This is a genomic window from Streptomyces sp. NPDC055189, assembly GCF_053606765.1.
In genome coordinates this window covers 143,688-159,217 of record NZ_JBSGSG010000004.1, presented here as the reverse complement: position 1 = coordinate 159,217, position 15,530 = coordinate 143,688, and the positions used below count along the sequence as shown (strand labels likewise).

At 71.0% G+C, this 15,530-nt stretch carries 14 protein-coding genes; 8 read left to right on the top strand and 6 right to left on the bottom strand.

The window, feature by feature from the left end; translation table 11 throughout:
* Positions 1-5: 5 nt before the first annotated feature.
* The gene (locus ACWFR3_RS05060; RefSeq protein WP_453733159.1) at positions 6-2,459 is read right to left on the bottom strand and encodes a beta-glucosidase; all 2,454 of its coding nucleotides are present in this window, start codon (positions 2,457-2,459) and stop codon (positions 6-8) included.
* A gap of 157 nt (positions 2,460-2,616) precedes the next feature.
* Here ACWFR3_RS05060 and ACWFR3_RS05055 point away from each other — a divergent pair, with 157 nt between their 5' ends.
* A complete protein-coding gene (locus tag ACWFR3_RS05055; protein ID WP_453733158.1) occupies positions 2,617-3,210 on the top strand; it encodes a TetR/AcrR family transcriptional regulator in 594 nt (197 codons plus the stop codon).
* On the opposite strand, the gene ACWFR3_RS05050 is transcribed toward ACWFR3_RS05055, so the two are convergent.
* Entirely contained in the window at positions 3,211-3,594 is a 384-nt protein-coding gene (locus ACWFR3_RS05050; RefSeq protein WP_453733157.1) for a RidA family protein, read from the bottom strand.
* A gap of 28 nt (positions 3,595-3,622) precedes the next feature.
* Positions 3,623-4,441 carry an NAD(P)-dependent oxidoreductase gene (locus ACWFR3_RS05045; protein WP_453733156.1) on the bottom strand — a complete coding sequence of 273 codons (819 nt, stop codon included), beginning with the start codon at positions 4,439-4,441 and terminating at the stop codon, positions 3,623-3,625.
* Positions 4,442-4,499: 58 nt separating this feature from the next.
* Between ACWFR3_RS05045 and ACWFR3_RS05040 the strand changes: the two genes are divergently transcribed.
* From ACWFR3_RS05040 to ACWFR3_RS05025, 4 genes are all read left to right on the top strand, one after another.
* Complete coding sequence (locus tag ACWFR3_RS05040; protein ID WP_453733155.1) at positions 4,500-5,495, top strand: LysR family transcriptional regulator; 996 nt, start codon at positions 4,500-4,502, stop codon at positions 5,493-5,495.
* Between the two features lie 75 nt (positions 5,496-5,570).
* Positions 5,571-5,912, top strand: a complete 342-nt coding sequence (locus ACWFR3_RS05035; protein WP_453733154.1) for a DUF5713 family protein — start codon at positions 5,571-5,573, stop codon at positions 5,910-5,912.
* Positions 5,913-6,016: 104 nt separating this feature from the next.
* Positions 6,017-6,919 carry an aminoglycoside phosphotransferase family protein gene (locus ACWFR3_RS05030; RefSeq protein WP_453733153.1) on the top strand — a complete coding sequence of 301 codons (903 nt, stop codon included), beginning with the start codon at positions 6,017-6,019 and terminating at the stop codon, positions 6,917-6,919.
* 144 nt (positions 6,920-7,063) lie between these two features.
* On the top strand, positions 7,064-8,284 hold the full coding sequence (locus ACWFR3_RS05025; RefSeq protein ID WP_453733152.1) for a pyroglutamyl-peptidase I family protein: 1,221 nt from the start codon (positions 7,064-7,066) through the stop codon (positions 8,282-8,284).
* Here ACWFR3_RS05025 and ACWFR3_RS05020 read toward each other — a convergent pair.
* On the bottom strand, positions 8,265-9,095 hold the full coding sequence (locus ACWFR3_RS05020; RefSeq protein ID WP_453733151.1) for an EI24 domain-containing protein: 831 nt from the start codon (positions 9,093-9,095) through the stop codon (positions 8,265-8,267). The two genes, ACWFR3_RS05025 and ACWFR3_RS05020, sit on opposite strands and share 20 nt — an antisense overlap.
* A 134-nt stretch (positions 9,096-9,229) precedes the next feature.
* Between ACWFR3_RS05020 and ACWFR3_RS05015 the strand changes: the two genes are divergently transcribed.
* Complete coding sequence (locus ACWFR3_RS05015; protein WP_453733150.1) at positions 9,230-11,839, top strand: M14 family zinc carboxypeptidase; 2,610 nt, start codon at positions 9,230-9,232, stop codon at positions 11,837-11,839.
* Positions 11,840-12,097: 258 nt separating this feature from the next.
* Positions 12,098-13,255, top strand: a complete 1,158-nt coding sequence (locus tag ACWFR3_RS05010) for a serine hydrolase domain-containing protein (RefSeq protein ID WP_453733149.1) — start codon at positions 12,098-12,100, stop codon at positions 13,253-13,255.
* A 99-nt stretch (positions 13,256-13,354) separates the two neighbouring features.
* On the opposite strand, the gene ACWFR3_RS05005 is transcribed toward ACWFR3_RS05010, so the two are convergent.
* Both ACWFR3_RS05005 and ACWFR3_RS05000 read right to left on the bottom strand, forming a co-directional pair.
* Positions 13,355-13,783, bottom strand: coding sequence for an organic hydroperoxide resistance protein (locus tag ACWFR3_RS05005; RefSeq protein ID WP_453733148.1), 429 nt, complete (start codon positions 13,781-13,783; stop codon positions 13,355-13,357).
* A 117-nt stretch (positions 13,784-13,900) separates the two neighbouring features.
* Entirely contained in the window at positions 13,901-14,947 is a 1,047-nt protein-coding gene (locus ACWFR3_RS05000; RefSeq protein WP_453733147.1) for an NADP-dependent oxidoreductase, read from the bottom strand.
* Between the two features lie 127 nt (positions 14,948-15,074).
* Here ACWFR3_RS05000 and ACWFR3_RS04995 point away from each other — a divergent pair, with 127 nt between their 5' ends.
* Positions 15,075-15,524 (top strand): MarR family winged helix-turn-helix transcriptional regulator, encoded by a 450-nt coding sequence (locus tag ACWFR3_RS04995; protein WP_453733146.1) that lies wholly within the window; start codon positions 15,075-15,077, stop codon positions 15,522-15,524.
* Positions 15,525-15,530 lie beyond the last annotated feature (6 nt).

The window sequence follows — 15,530 nt, the reverse complement described above, 5'->3', positions numbered from 1 at the left end:
GTCGGTCAGACGGCGATCGTCTCGCTCAGCCTGCGGTCCGTCAGCGAGCGGCCGGCCTGGACCTCGTACGAACCACCCTGGTACGCCCAGGAGTTGCTGTCCTCGTCCCAGGTCTCGAAGGCGCGGCGCGGGAGTTCGATCCGGACTTCCGCGCTCTCGCCGGGCCCCGCCTCGACGCCCGCGAAGCCCGCGAGCCAGCGGGCCGGGCGGTGGCCGTCGTTCGCGGCGGGGGCGAGGTAGACCTGGACGACCTCTCGTCCCGCGCGGCTGCCGGAGTTGCGGACGCGGACCGTGGCCGTCGTGCCGTCCACGTCGAGGGACTCGTAGGTCCAGTCGGTGTAGCCCAGGCCGTGGCCGAAGGCGTACGCGGGCATGGCGCCCGACTTCTCCCAGGCGCGGTAGCCGATGAACACACCCTCGGCGTAAGCGAGTTCGCCGTCGGTCGGGGTGACCTCGGTGACCGGCGCGTCCGCGAGGGCGCCCCACGTCGTGGGGAGGCGCCCGCCGGGCTCCTCGGCGCCGAGCAGCACGTCGGCGAGCGCGGCGCCGCCCTCCTGGCCCGGGAACCAGCCGAGCAGCACCGCCGCGACGTCCTCGCGCCACGGAAGCTCCACCGGGGAGCCGGAGTTGACGACCACGACCGTACGGGGATTGGCCTCGGCCACCGCGCGGACGAGGTCGTCCTGGCGGCCGGGGAGGCGCAGGTCCTTGCGGTCGAAGCCCTCGGACTCGACGCGCTCGGTGGTGGCGACGACCACGACCGCCGTGTCGGCCCCCCGCGCGGCCTCGACCGCCTCCGCGATCAGCTCGTCGGGGTCGCGCTGCGGCTCCAGGTGCACGAAGGAGAACACGACGCCGGGCAGCGGGGCCGCGTACTCCTTGTCGAGCGGGTGCAGGAGGGAGACCTCGACCGTCTCGCCCTCGGTCAGGCGCACCTTGGCGCGCTCGACCGGTGAGCCGAAGAACGCCTCGAAGGGATCGGACTCCGGGCCCATCACCTCGGACCCGTCGAAGACTACGTCGCCGCCGACGCTCAGCGTGAAGGCGCCGAGGCCGCGGGTGCCGAAGGAGTGCTCGCCGCTCACGCGCGGCGTGAACGTGCCGACGACCTCGATGGCGGCCATCGTCTCGTGGGTGACGCCTTCGGGCAGGTCGTTGCCGATCCACTGGACCTGGCCGGTGGGGAGATTGCCCTCGCCCAGGACATTGCCGTCCGCGTCGCGGCAGACGGCGCGCAGCTCGAATCCCTTGTCGGCGGGGGCGAGTTCTTCGCTCGGGTCCGCGCCGAGTGCGTAGGTCAGCAAGTCGTCGCCGAGTGCCGCCGTGAGGCCGTCGAGCGGGGAGACCACGTGGGCGGGGAAGACGGTGGCGGAGCCGCCGCCCAGGACGCGGGCGTCGCGCGCTGCGGCGCCGATGAGGGCGAGGGAGGCGGTGGGCTTCAGCGGCAGGGCTTCGTTCTCGTTGCGTACGAGGACGAAGGCGCGGCGGGCGATCTCGCGGGCGAGCGCCTCGCCGTCGATCCCGGCGGGCACGTCGGTGACCACGGGCTCGGCGCCTTCGAGGATGCCGACGCGGGCCGCGAGCCGCAGGACGCGGCGCACGGCCTCGTCGACGGTCGACTCCTCGACCTGCCCGCCGCGCACCGCCTGCGCGAGCGCCTCGCCGTAGACGGTCCGCGGGCCCGGCATGGCGACGTCTAGGCCGCCCTCGATGGCGCCGGTGGTCGAGCGGGCGGCCATCCAGTCGGAGACGTTGTAGCCGTCGAAGCCCCATTCACCGCGCAGAACCTCGTTGACCAGGTAACGGTGCTCGGTCATCGTCGAGCCGTTGACCTGGTTGTACGCGGTCATGATGCCCCAGGGGTGGGCATTGGCGACGATGGCTTCGAAGGGCGCGAGGTAGAGCTCGCGCAGGGCGCGCGCGCCCACCTTGTTGTCGACGGTGAAGCGGTCGGTCTCGGCGTCGTTCGCGACGAAGTGCTTGACGGTCGTGCCGACGCCACCGGACTGCACGCCCTGGACGTAGCCGGTGCCGATCACGCCGGTCAGATACGGGTCTTCGCTGTACGCCTCGAAGTGCCGGCCGCCGCGGGGCGAGCGGTGCAGGTTGACGGTGGGTGCGAGGAGGACGTGGACGCCCTTGCGGCGGGCCTCCTGGGCGAGCAGGGCGCCCGCGCGGCGGGCCAGGTCCTGGTCCCAGGTGGCGGCGAGCGCGGTCGGGGACGGCAGGGCGATGGAGGGGTCGTCGGCGGTCCAGCGGGTGCCGCGCACGCCGATCGGGCCGTCCGACATCACGAGGGACGCCAGGCCGATCTCTGGCAGCGGGTACAGCGACCACATGTCGCGCCCGCCGAGCAGCCGGGTCTTCGCGTCCAGGTCCAGCTTGCCGAGCGCGGCCTGGACGACCGCCTCCCGCGCGCGGTCGGCCTGCGTGGCTCCGGGGCCCCTGGTTCCCGCCATGGCGGTCCTCCTCGTTGAAGTCCGTTCCGTACGTTGCCTCCATCCTGCCTCGACTACCTGTAGACCGGTAGTTTTCGTAATCCGGCCGTTATATTCTGATCGGTATGACGTACGGTCGTGCCGCGAGCATGACCGAGAACGTGAAGGGGCAGACGCGATGGCGCCCAAGGCCAGGACCACGGCCAAGGCCACGACCAGGGCCAGAAGCGAGGAGCGGCGTGCGGAGATCCTCCGCGCCGCCTTCGAGGTGATCGCCGAGCGCGGCTACCGGGGCGCGAGCCTGGGCGCCGTCGCCGAGCGGGTCGGCCTGACCCAGCAGGGCCTGCTGCACTACTTCCCCACGAAGGACGCCCTCCTGGTCGCCGTCCTGGAGGCCCGCGACCAGTGGGACGCGGTCCCGTCGAACGAGATCCGCCTCGATCTGCTCGGCTCCCTCGTCGAGTACAACGCGATGCGCCCCGGCATCATCCAGACCTTCTCCGCGCTGCTCGGCGAGAGCGTCACGGACGGACATCCGGCAAGGGAGTACTTCACCGAGCGGTACGGATCGGTGCGGGAGAAGTTCGCGGCACTCCTGCGCGCGGAGTACGGGGAGCGCCTGCCCGGCGGCCTGACTCCGGAGGCCGCGGCACCGCTGCTCGTCGCGGTGATGGACGGACTCCAGTACCAGTGGCTCCTGGACCCCGAATCGGTGGACATGGCAGGGGCGTTCAGGGATTTCCTGGCCCTGCTGAACGGCGGGAGCGAGTGATCAGACGGCCCGGACGGCCGCCACGACGTCGATCTCGATGAGCGCCTCGGGACGGAAGAGCCGGGGCACCTCGACCGTCGTGCTGGTGGGCGGGGTCGCGGTGAGGAACCGCGCGCGTACGGCGGCGTAGGCGGGCAGGTCGCCCAGGTCCGTCATGAACGTGCGGATGTTGATGACGTCGTCGAGTGTCGCGCCGTGCGCCGTGAGCAGGGCGGAGAGGGTCTCGAAGATTCCGTGGCTCTGAGCGGCGACGCCGTTGCCTTCGGCGATCTGCCCCGAGAGGTACAACAGGGCTCCTCCGCCGTCGAGTTCGACGCGGGCGACCTGCGAGTAGGGGCCGAGGGGACGGGGCGCGGAAGCGGGGTTGTCGATGGTGACGCGCATGGTGCGGGCTGCTCCTCGTGAGACGCGACTAGTGAGTGTTCCGGGCGCGGATGTGGGCGACCGCCCGCGCGATGTCCTCGTGGACGACTTCCGGGTCCGCGGCAGCCGCCTGATAGTGGGCGAGGACCGCCTCCATGACCGGTAGCCGGGCGGCCTCCGTCGCGAGCGCCACGTCCTTCACCGCGAGGTCGCTGCCGAAGTGGACGCCCGTGGCGAAGGCGCGGCCCACCGCACCGCCGAGCGGCCCCGCGGCGAGCGCCCCCTTGGCCGTCTCCTCGTCGAGGCCCAGCGCGTCCGCCAGCTTCATCGCCTCGGCCACGAGGGCCACTCCCCCGATGACGGCGGTGTTGACGACGAGCTTCAGCGCGGCCCCCGAGCCGAGCGGCCCCGTGCGGGTCACCGTGCCGAAGCGGGCGAGGATCTGCGCGACCCCGTCCGCGTCGCCGCCCGCGAGAATGCCGAGCCGCCCCGATGCGGCCTTGTCGGTGCTGCCCATGACGGGCGCGTCGACGAGGGTCACGCCGTCCGGCACCCTCGCCCCCAACTCCCTTACGACATCGGGTCCGACGGTGGACATCTCCGCCCAGTGGGTGCCCGGCAGCAACTCCGGCACGATGGCGTCGGCGACGGCACGCACCGCGTCGGGGCCCGCCAGCATGGTGATGACGACGTCGGCGTCGCGCACGGCCTCCGCGGGGCCTGCGGCGAGCCGGGCCCCCTCCTTCACCAGCGGTCCCGCCTTCTCGGCGGTGCGGTTCCAGACCGTCAACGAATGCCCTGCAGCAATGAGTTGGCGAGCCATCGGCGCGCCCATGTGGCCGAGTCCAAGAAACGCGATCTTCTCCATGGATCCGACGCTAGGCCCGCCCGAGAGATGCGACAAGCGAATGTCTAGCATGCGAGCCATGCCCACCTCGCATACCGCACGAGTCGCCCCGGCGACGCAGACGGCCCCGGCCACGCGGACGGCCCCGGCGACGCAGCCCCGGACGGCGCCGCCCGACCTCTCCACCGTCTGGCTCCGCGTCTTTCTGGACGTCTCGCGGCACGGCTCCTTCACCGTGGCCGCCCGCGAACTCGGCTGGACACAGTCCGCCGTCTCGCGTCAGATCTCCTCGCTCGAAACGGCTCTCGGCGGTGTCCCGCTCTTCGACCGGCTGCCGCGGGGCGTACGCCTGACCGCACACGGCCGTACGCTCCTGCCGCACGCCGAGGAGACAGTGGACCGACTGCGTCTCATGCAGCGGGAGTTGACGGCCCTGCGAGACCTGACCGGCGGAACCCTGCGCTTCGGGGCGTTCGCGACGGCGGACGCGGCGCTCGTGCCGCGGGCCATCGCGTCGTTCCGCGCCCGGCATCCCGGCGTGACGCTCATCCGCGAGGAGGGCCTGACGCCCCGGCTGCTCGCCCGCCTCGGGGACGGTGATCTCGACCTCGCGATCGTCTCCTCCACGGGCGGGGCGCTGAGCGGCGACCTGGACGCGTACGAGCTGCATCACCTCCTGGACGAGGCGCTGTACGTGGCCGTTCCGCCCGGCCACCCCCTGGCGGGCCACGCGTCCGTTCGCCTGGCCCAACTCGCCGACGAGGAATGGATCTCCGGCAGCACGCAGGCCGAGGGCACCCTCCTGGAGGAGGCGCACCGGCACGGCTTCCGCCCGCGGGTCGCCCACGTCGTCGCCGAGTGGACCGCCAAGCAGGGCTACGTGGCCGCCGGTCTCGGGGTCACGCTCGTGCCCGCCCTTGCCGCCGAGTCCGTGCGCCCCGACATCACCCTGGTACCGGTGCGCGACGAGTACGCGCCGCCGCGCACCGTGTACGCGGCGACGGCACGGGGCCGGGCGGCTCCGCCCGCGGCGGGGCCGTTCCTGCAAGCGCTGCGGGCTGCTCAAGTCGCCTGAGGGGCGCGGACGCCTGCGTTGTCAGTGGCGTGGTGCACCATCGGAGTGTCCGTCGGATCTTGGAGAAGAGGCCCCATGTCGATCACGAACCAGCAGGTGACCGGGCACGCGTTTCTGCGGGAGTTGTACGGGGATTCCTACTACCCCGATCACGTGCTCGACAAGGGGAAGGCGATCCTGGTGCGCCTCTGCGAGCGCATTGAAGCCGAACGGCCGGGCGACCTCGAAGCGTTGTACGCCCTGACGGCCGTGGCGACGGAGGAGTTCAACGTCCTGGAGGCGGAGTTCGACGAGGCCGGCAGCGAGATCGAGACCGTCGCGCGGGAGGGGATAGCCGAGGACTTCGCCTTTGTGGCGTCGGCCTACGGATTCACCGACGCGGATGTGGAAGAACTGGTCGCCGAGCGGGAGTGGTGAGCCGGCACCTGCCTGCGCGGGCCCCTCAATCGAGTTGACCCACCGTCCACGGCCCGCTTCGATCGGCCTCGGTCCGCACTCTCCCGTCGCACGGAAAGTCCCCCATGCCCTCCACCAAGATGCACGCCCACGAAGCCGACGTCGACACGCCCCTCGTACGTCGGCTGCTCGCCGCGCAGTTTCCCGGCTGGGCGCATCTTCCCGTCGGGCCCGTCGAGTCGAACGGAACCGTCAACGCCATCTACCGGCTCGGCGACGACATGGCCGTCCGGCTCCCGCGCATCGAGGGGGGCGTCGCGGACGTGGAGCGTGAGGTGCTGCATCTGCCGCGGCTCGCGTCCTCGCTGCCCGTCGCCATTCCCGCGCCGCTTGGGAAGGGCGAGCCCGGTGAGGGATTCCCGTGGCCCTGGTACGTCTACCGGTGGCTGGAGGGTGCGAACCCCGCCGTCGGTGGGGCGGGCCAGTCCGCTCTGTTCGCCGCTGATCTGGCCGAGTTCGTCATGGCCCTGCGGCGCGTCGACACCGCCGGCGCACCTGCCGCGTACCGCAGTGGGCCCCTCGCGCCCCGTGACGCCGAGACCCGTGACGCGATCTCGCAGCTCCACGGCGTCATCGACACCGACGCCGCGACCGCGGCCTGGGACGCGGCCCTGCGCACGCCCCGGTGGGACGGGCCGCCCGTCTGGGTCCACGCCGATCTGCAGCCGGGGAATCTGCTGACCGACGGCGGACGGCTCAGCGCCGTCATCGACTTCGGGTGCATGGGGCACGGCGAACCCGCCGTCGACCTGATCACCGCCTGGAGTCTGCTGACGGCCGAGGCCAGGGAAGCTTTCCGCACCGCCCTGGGCGTCGACGACGCGACGTGGGCGCGCGGGCGCGGCTGGGCGCTTTCGATCGCGCTCATCGAGCTGCCCTACTACCGGACCAGGAACGCCACCATCGCGAGGATCGCGCGCCATGTGATCGAGGAGGTTCTCGCGGATCATGCCGGGGTGGACCGCTAGGGATCCGGGGTGAACCGCCAGGGATCCGTCAGAAGCCCCTGGCGGGCGCCGCCTTCCTGCCGGAATACTGCGATCACCCCACCGGCCACGGAAGGACTCCCGTGTCACTCTCGACCAACGTCTCCCCGCGGCTCGCCGCGATCGGTGTCACCCTTCTGCTCCCTCGCCGCCGTGCCGCCCGCGTCGGCGACCACCGCGCCGGCCGCCACCACCGAGGAGCAGCGCCTCGACCGGGCCGCGCCGCAGGAGATCCTGCGGAGCAGCGGATTCGACGCCGTGGCACCGCGCTTCGCCCGGGCCCTGGAGCGCGCCCACTCGTACGGCGAGGCCAAGCGCGTCGTCGTACGGCAGGGAGAGGCGCTGTGGCGGCGTGCCGTCGACCGGGCGCAGGGGCGGGGTCCCGCAGATGAGCTGAGCCGGGACGACGACCGGCCGCTGTACTGGGCGCGGCTCGGGATGACGCGGGAGCTGCACCAGTGGGAGCCGACCCGCTTCGGGGTGAGCGATGCCCGGCAGCGGTCTCTCATACGGGCCCTGGAGGACGCGTCCCGCGGGCACAACTCCATCAGCTACCCGAAGAAGGACGCCGCGGGCCACCGCCTCAAGCGCATCCTCGTCACCGGCTTCGACCCCTTCACGCTCGACCGGGACGTCCGCATCAGCAACCCGTCCGGCGCGACCGCCCTCGCGCTCGACGGCACCGTCATCCAGACCGCGGACGGGCCGGCCCGCGTGGAGACCGCCGTCTTCCCCGTCCGCTGGGAGGACTTCAAGGAGGGGACGGTCGAGCGCACCCTGCGCGACCGTCTCCCCCGCGTCGACCTCTTCACCACCATCAGCCAGGGCCGCGCAGGCCGCTTCGACATCGAGCGGACCAACGGGGCCTGGCGGGGCGGATTCCCCGACAACGAGAACCTCTCGCGCACGGAGACGGTCCCGGTGGCCGATCCGGCCTCGCAGCCCCAGTGGACGTCCACGACCCTCCCGTACAAGGAGATCGTGAGCGCCGAGACGGGCCGCTTCCCCGTGTACGACAACACCTCGGTGACCGAGATCCCGGCGGGCCAGAGCGCCCCCGTGGTGCGGCCCGACGGGCCCACCGACGGTTCGACGGCCCGTGAGGGCGGCGGCGGCAACTACCTGTCGAACGAGATCGCCTACCGCGCGACGCTCCTGCGCGACCGTCTCGGGCTGCACGACCGCCTGCCCGGCGGCCATGTGCACACGCCGATCCTGCAGTTCGGTGCGGGCAACACGGACCCGGCCACGGGCAAGATCACCGATCCCGAGTTCGTGCGCAACCGCCTCGACATCATCGCGCAGGTGCGGCAGATCCTGACGACCGCTATGGACGCTCGCCGGTAGCGGGAATCCGGCCGCCGGGGCCGGGCGAACCGTCCGGCCCCTGCGGGTCGTCGTCCCCCGTGTCGTCCCCCGCGTTCTCGCCCGCGAGCTCCCGTGCCATCAGCGTCGCCCCGGCGACCGCACCCGGCATCAGGAACACGGCGACGAACGGGACGAGGAAGGCCACGGCCAGCGGGGTGCCGAAGCCCCACGCCAGCATCTTCCGGCCGCGCAGCACCCTGAGCCGGTCGCGGAGTTCGACGCCACGGCGCTGCAGCGCCACCGCGGTGAGCTCCTCGACCAGGAAGAAGCCGGTCACCATGAAGCCGAGCACCGGGACCACGGTCTGGCCGACGACCGGGATGAAGCCGAGGGCGAAGAGCAGGATGCCCCAGATGACGGCCCGCACGACGATGCGCAGGCTGTCGCGTGCGGAGATCCACAGCTCGCGCCAGAGCGGCAGACCCGACTCGGGGGCGAACCCGGCGACGGAGATGTCGACCTTCTCCGACAGCGACTCGTAGAAGGGCTGGCCGATCAGGAGGGTCACGGCCGTGAAGGTGATCACCGAGAGGAGGAGCGCGAGCGCGAAGAGCAGCGCCGTGAGGAAGCCGCGGAACAGACCGATCCACGGCGAGGACCAGTCGTCCGCGAAGGGCGTGGCCCAGCCGACGAAGTCCGTGCCCCAGAGGGCGAGCGCCACGAGTGCCGCCGCGTACAGGAGCAGGGTGATCAAGCCGGGCAGCAGGCCGACTCCGTACTGCTTGCCGTGCTGGGCGACCCAGCGCTGGCCCTTCATCAAGTAGCCGAAGCCTCGTCCCAGATCACGCATGCGGACAGCCTATCCGCCGGTCGGGGGCCTGCGGTCCAGGGGACTCGTGGGGACGCGTGAGGCTGAAGGCCCTCTTGTTGCAAGGGGGTTGAAACGGTAGACCACGCGTACTGACTACTCTCCAGGAGGTACGTATGGGGATATCCCGGCCATCAAGACCCGTTCTGCTCACCACGCTCGCCTCGGCGGGAGCTCTCCTGTTCACCACGCTCGCCCCCGGCAGCGCGACCGCCGACCCCCGCCCGGGCGGCCGCGACATCCTCCGCGAGGGCTCGCCCCTCAGCAGCACGGAACGGGCCGCCAGGAATCCGGAGAGCGCCGCCGACCGGTCGCTGGCGGCATCTGCCGGTTCCGGCCTCGACGGCGGCAAGAGCCGCGGCTATCCCCGCGAGCAGAAGCTCACTCCACCGCCGGTCGATTCGGCCGACAAATCGATAAAGCTGGGCCTTTCCCCCTATCACTCCATAGCCCCGAAGCTGAATGACATCCAGGGCATCGGCGACCGGGTCAGCGTGGAGATCGCGGGCCGTTCGGCGGGCGGGCACCAGCTCTATCTGGTGACGGTCACCTCCCCCGAGTCCGCCAAGGAGACCGCCCGCCAGGAGCGGATGCGCGACCTCATCGAGAACGCGCCCGGCACGGCCGCCAAGGACCCGGCGATCAAGTCTTCCTACAAGACCCCGGTCTTCATCAACAACAACATCCACGGCAACGAGTGGGAGGGCACGGACGCCGCCCTCAAGCTCATCGAGAAGCTCGCGAAGGCGAAGGACGGCACGACGCGAGACCTGCTCGCGCACAACCGCCTCTACTTCAACGTCACGGCCAACCCCGACGGCCGTATCGCGGGCACGCGCGCCAACGCCAACGGCTTCGACCTCAACCGCGACTTCATCACCGCGTCACAGCCCGAGGTCCGCGCGATGCGGCAGATCGCGATCGACAAGCAGCCCGCGGTCATGATCGACCTGCACGGGTACGTCAACGGCACGCTGATCGAGCCGACGACTCCCCCGCACGGCGAGAACTACGAGTACGACCTCTTCCTCAAGAACACCTACGCCAACGCCCTCGGCATGGAGGCCGCGGTCAACGGCCTCGGCTACACCCCCGAGAAGGACGGCGTGGAGCCCGCGATCATCCCCTTCCGCGACCAGGAAGAGGGCTGGGACGACTGGCCGCCGATCTTCACCCCGCAGTACATGCCGTTCCACGGGGCGGTCGCCGCGCACACCATCGAGTTCCCGATGACCGTCAACAACGACGAGTACGACGAACTGCCGGTGCCGGAGCTGCGACGCCGCTCCGCGATCAACGTGGACATCGCGGGCGCGGCGATGTCGGCGACGCTCAAGTACACCCAGGAGCACCGGACCTCGGTGATCGCCGACCAGATCGAGACGTTCCGGCGGGGCGCGACGGGCGCGAAGCAGGTGCCGGTCTCGCCGGAGACCGTGCCCGGGGTGCCCGGCATCGGTCCGGAGGACGTCTACACGACCGACTTCCCGCGTGCGTACGTGATTCCGCGGGGCAAGGAGACGAGGGGCAAGGAGAAGGGTCAGCGCGGCCAGCGTTCGGCTGCGGCCGCCTCGCGCCTCGTGGAGCACCTGCTCGACAACGACGTCCAGGTCCGCAGGGCCACCAAGGACTTCAGGCTCGGCGGCAACTCGTACGCCGAGGGTTCCTACGTCATCGACATGCGCCAGCCCAAGCGCGGACTCGCCAACGTGATGCTCGCCGACGGGCGCGACATCAGCGACAAGGTGTCCACCATGTACGACATCTCGGGGTGGAGCCTCGGGCGGTTGTGGGGTGCGACGGTGGAGCCGGTGAAGGGTGGCTCGCTGTCCGGCGTGCGGTCGGGTGTCGTGGACTCCGCGTCGCGGGTCGGGCATGTCGCGTCGCGCGGGGATCTTCGGCTGCGGCTGGACGATGCGCGCGAGGTGGCCGCTCTCAACTGGCTTTTGGCACGCGGGACTTCCGTGCGGAGGGCTGATGACGGGAGCGTGATCCTGCCGTCGTCGGCGCGGGGTGCGGCGGTCGCGGCGGCGAAGAAGTACGACGTCGCCTTCGACGCGACGAAGGCGAAGGGCGGGTCTTTCGTCCGCTCGACCCGGGTCGCGGCGGCTGTCACTCCGGGTGAGCTGTTCGCCTTGCGGGAGATGAACTTCGATGTGGTGCCGGTGTCGACCGATGTCCTCAACGCCGGGTTCGACTGGAAGAAGTCGGGGGCGGACGCGCTGTTCGTGTCGGCGGGGCTTTCGTACGGTGAGCTGAACGCGGGGGCCAAGGCCGGGCTCGACGGTTTCCTCGCCGGGGGTGGCGGGCTTGTCGGGCGTGGGTCCGAGGGGGCCTCGTTGAACTCCGACGCGAAGTTGCTTTCCGTTGAGGCGGTCTCCGGGAACGGGGATGCCAATGGGGTGGTGCGGGTCGTCAATTCCGGTGGGCCCGTGACCGGGGGTGCGCCTGAGCATTCGTTCGTGTACGCGCCCATGTGGTTTACCGGGCTCGGGAGCGGGGTGCGGGTCGAGCAGTCCTATGGGGGCGGGAATCCGCTGGTCTCCGGGCACTGGCGGGGGGTTGACGGGGCGGGTGGCCCCGCGGATGCCGCGGGGCAGGCTTCTGTCGTCAGCGGGGCCGCCGCGGGGTCCCGCGTGGTCCTCTTCGGCACCGAGCCGCTGTTCCGGGACCACCCGAAGGGGGTGTTTCCGCAGGTGGGGAGGGCGTTGCTGAGCGTGGGCTGAGGTTCGGGCGGTCCCTGCGGGGCTCTCCCCAATCCCGCCCCTTCCCGGCTGTATCCATTGGCGGCTCCGCCGCGCAGGGGCTCCGCCCCAGACCCCGGTCCTCAAACGCCGGACGGCTGAAAAGCTTCCCGGACCGGCGGAAATTCCAGCCCGTCCGGCGTTTGAGGACGAACTCGGCGAAGCCGGTGATGACGGCACGTACAAGGCCCCTGCGCCAGCGGGTTTCTGGGAAGGGGCGGTTAGGGGAATCGAAAAGCCATGACCCGTGAAGTCAAAGTGCAAGGCACCACCGCACCGGGATACGAAGCCGTCCGCGACGAGTTCACCGCGCTACTCGCCGGAGAGAAACCCGATCACGCCGCTCAGCTTTCCGCGTACGTAAAGGGACAGCAGGTCGTCGACCTGTGGGTCGGGCCCGACACCGGGCCCGACACCCTGTTCGCCGTCTACTCCTCCACCAAGGGCGCCGCCTACCTCGTCGTCGCCCTCCTCGTCCAGGACGGCATCCTGGAGCTGGACCGCAAAGTGGCCGACTACTGGCCGGAGTTCGCCGCCGAGGGCAAGGGCGAGGTCACCCTCAGGGAGCTTCTCTCGCACCGCGTGGGCATCGTCGGCACCGACTCCGGGTTCACCCCGGAAGAGGTCGCCGACGACCGCGCCATCGCCGCCCGCCTTGCGGGACAGCGGCCGTACTGGCGCCCGGGCACCGCCTTCGGCTACCACGCCCTCTCCATCGGCGCGCTGACCGGCGAGGTCGTGTTCCGGGCCACAGGGCAGACACTGCAGGCGCAGTACGAGGAGCGGGTCCGCGCCCCGTTCGGCCTCGACTTCTACCTCGGGCTTCCCGAGGAGCTCGAACCCCGCTTCCGGCCCGTGCTGCCCATGATCCCGACCGCCACGGAGCAGGCTCTTCTCGACGCGCAGCCGCCGCAGCCGGGCACCTTGAACTCCATCGCCTTCAACCGCAACGGCGCGAAGCCCACCAGCCTGGAGGCGTTCCCCAACTCCCGCCGGGTGCGCGCCCAAGGTCCCGCGTCCGCCGGCGGCGTCGCCTCCGCGCGCGGCCTAGCCGGGATGTACGCGGCTGCCGTCAGCGGGCTCGACGGGCGGAGTCCGCTCCTGAAGCCGGACACCGTGGCCGAGTTCGGGCAGATCCACTCCATCGGGCACGACCTGGTGCTGCAGGCCCACAAGTCGTACGGGGTGGGGTTCCAGAACACCGCCGAAGCCGGGTACCCGTTCCTCGGCGCGGGGTCCATCGGACACAAGGGCGTGGGCGGCTCACAGGCGTTCACCGATCCCCGCAGCGGGCTCGCCTACGGCTATACGCGGCGCCGGTTCCCCTTCCCCGGCGGGCCGACCCCGCAGGACGAGCCCCTCGTGCGGGCGATCCACACGGCCGCCGTGAGCCGCTGAACGACTGAGCGGCCGAGCGGCTGAGCGGCTGAGCGACATGGCGGAGGGCCGCACCCCTTGTCCGGGGTGCGGCCCTCCGTCACGGATGCGAGGAGACGGTCAGGCGACCGCGAGCTCCACCTTGATGTTGCCGCGCGTGGCGTTCGAGTACGGGCACACCTGGTGCGCCTTCTCGATCAGGGACTGCGCGGTGGCCGTGTCCACGTTCGGGATGGAGGCGACGATCGCGACCTCCAGGCCGAAGCCGCCTGCCTCGGTCGAGCCGATGCCGACCTTGGCGGTCACGGTCGAGCCGGAGATGTCGGCGTTCTCCTTGCGGGCGACCACGCCGAGCGCGCCCTGGAAGCAGGCGCTGTAGCCGGCCGCGAAGAGCTGCTCGGGGTTGGTGCCCGCGCCGCTGCCGCCCATCTCCTTCGGCGGGTTCACGACTACGTCGAGCTTGCCGTCGTCGGTGGCGACGCGGCCGTCACGGCCGTTCTCGGCGGTGGCGACGGCGGTGTACTTGACGTCGATCTTCTGGATGGACATAAGTGCCGGTTCCTCCTGAGATGTTCCGCGATGCGCGCCCACAGTCGCGACAATGTGGAATCACTTTATCGGATGCCGGAAAATAACCTCCGGCGGTGCGTCTCGCGTGCCCTCGCCTCAGGCCAGGGAAACGACCATCTTTCCGGTGTTCTCGCCGCGCAGCATGCCCAGGAACGCCTCCACGCCGTTCTCGACGCCCTCGACGAACGTCTCGTCGTACTTGAGCTTGCCGGAGCGGATCCACTCGGAGACCTCAGAGACGAACTGCGACTGCAGGTCCTCGTGGTCCCCGACGAGCACGCCCTGCAGGCGCAGGCGCTTGCCGATGATCATGGCCATGTTGCGCGGGCCCGGCGTCGGCTCGGTGTCGTTGTAGGCCGCGATCATGCCGCAGATCGTGGCGCGGCCGTGCACGTTCATGCGGCTGATGGCCGCTTCGAGGTGCTCGCCGCCGACGTTGTCGAAGTAGACGTCGATGCCGTCGGGGGCCGCTTCCTTCAGCTGCTCGACGACCGGCTTCGACTCCTTGTAGTTGAACGCGGCGTCGAAGCCGTACTCCTCCACGAGCTTCTTGACCTTCTCGTCCGAGCCCGCCGAGCCGACGACGCGCGAGGCGCCCTTGAGCTTGGCCATCTGGCCGACCTGGGAGCCGACGGCGCCCGCGGCGCCGGAGACGAAGACCGCGTCGCCCTCCTTGAACGACGCGACCTCGAAGAGGCCCGCGTACGCGGTCAGGCCCGGCATGCCGAGCACACCGAGATACGCCGAGAGCGGCGCGGCCTGTGCGTCCACCTTGACGGCGTGCTTGGCCGGGACGGCCGCGTACTCGCGCCAGCCGCCGAAGTGCAGGACGTTGTCGCCCACCTCGTAGCCCTCGGCGTTCGACGCGACGACCTCGCCGACCGCACCGCCCTGCATGGGCTCGTCCAGCTTGAACGGCGGGGTGTACGACTTCACGTCGTTCATCCGGCCGCGCATGTACGGGTCCACGGAGAAGTGCAGGTTGCGGACCAGGATCTGGCCGTCGGCCGGGGCGGAGACAGGGGCCTCGCGCAGCGCGAAGTCCTCCGGGACCGGCCAGCCGTGCGGGCGGCGCACGAGGTGCCACTCGCGGCTGACGTCGGGGAGCTGCGCGGACCCGGGGGCCTCGGGGGTGACGGACATGCGGGCGTCCTCCTCCTGCTCAGACTGCCGTCACCGGCAGGCTGACGTTGCGGAAATGCTTCATGTTGTGAAACAACCATGCTCCTACATATTTCATGATGTCAAGTAACCGGGTAGCCTGGAGTGCATGGCCACCACCAGCTCCCGCACCCCGCGCACCGACCCCCTGACGCTCGAAGTCGTCGAGCTCATCGGCACGGTCGTCGCGCGTTACTACGAGGAGTACGACGCCGCGGCGGGCAAGCACGCCCTCACCGGGGCGCAGGCGCGCGTCCTCGGGCTGCTCTCCCTCGAACCGCTGCCCATGCGGCGCATAGCCCAGAAGCTGAAGTGCGAGCCGTCGAACATCACGGGGATCATCGACCGGCTCGAGGCGCGCGGACTCGTCGAGCGGCGGCCCGACCCGGTCGACCGCCGCGTGAAGCTGGCGGCGCCGACGGAGGAGGGCCTTACGGTCGCCCGCAGCCTGCGCGAGTCGCTGGACTTCGCGCGGGAGCCGCTCGCCGAGCTCTCCCGCGAGGAGCGGCTTTCGCTGCGCGGGCTGCTGCGCAGGATGGTCGGCGAGGACGCGGGCTGACCCTCG

Excerpts from the sequence above, each read along its gene's own strand:
- ACWFR3_RS05060 (WP_453733159.1), bottom strand. The coding sequence starts at position 2,459 with ATGGCGGGAACCAGGGGCCCCGGAGCCACGCAGGCCGACCGCGCGCGG.
- ACWFR3_RS05055 (WP_453733158.1), top strand. The coding sequence starts at position 2,617 with ATGGCGCCCAAGGCCAGGACCACGGCCAAGGCCACGACCAGGGCCAGA.
- ACWFR3_RS05050 (WP_453733157.1), bottom strand. The coding sequence starts at position 3,594 with ATGCGCGTCACCATCGACAACCCCGCTTCCGCGCCCCGTCCCCTCGGC.
- ACWFR3_RS05045 (WP_453733156.1), bottom strand. The coding sequence starts at position 4,441 with ATGGAGAAGATCGCGTTTCTTGGACTCGGCCACATGGGCGCGCCGATG.
- ACWFR3_RS05040 (WP_453733155.1), top strand. The coding sequence starts at position 4,500 with ATGCCCACCTCGCATACCGCACGAGTCGCCCCGGCGACGCAGACGGCC.
- ACWFR3_RS05035 (WP_453733154.1), top strand. The coding sequence starts at position 5,571 with ATGTCGATCACGAACCAGCAGGTGACCGGGCACGCGTTTCTGCGGGAG.
- ACWFR3_RS05030 (WP_453733153.1), top strand. The coding sequence starts at position 6,017 with ATGCCCTCCACCAAGATGCACGCCCACGAAGCCGACGTCGACACGCCC.
- ACWFR3_RS05020 (WP_453733151.1), bottom strand. The coding sequence starts at position 9,095 with ATGCGTGATCTGGGACGAGGCTTCGGCTACTTGATGAAGGGCCAGCGC.
- ACWFR3_RS05015 (WP_453733150.1), top strand. The coding sequence starts at position 9,230 with ATGGGGATATCCCGGCCATCAAGACCCGTTCTGCTCACCACGCTCGCC.
- ACWFR3_RS05010 (WP_453733149.1), top strand. The coding sequence starts at position 12,098 with ATGACCCGTGAAGTCAAAGTGCAAGGCACCACCGCACCGGGATACGAA.
- ACWFR3_RS05005 (WP_453733148.1), bottom strand. The coding sequence starts at position 13,783 with ATGTCCATCCAGAAGATCGACGTCAAGTACACCGCCGTCGCCACCGCC.
- ACWFR3_RS05000 (WP_453733147.1), bottom strand. The coding sequence starts at position 14,947 with ATGTCCGTCACCCCCGAGGCCCCCGGGTCCGCGCAGCTCCCCGACGTC.
- ACWFR3_RS04995 (WP_453733146.1), top strand. The coding sequence starts at position 15,075 with ATGGCCACCACCAGCTCCCGCACCCCGCGCACCGACCCCCTGACGCTC.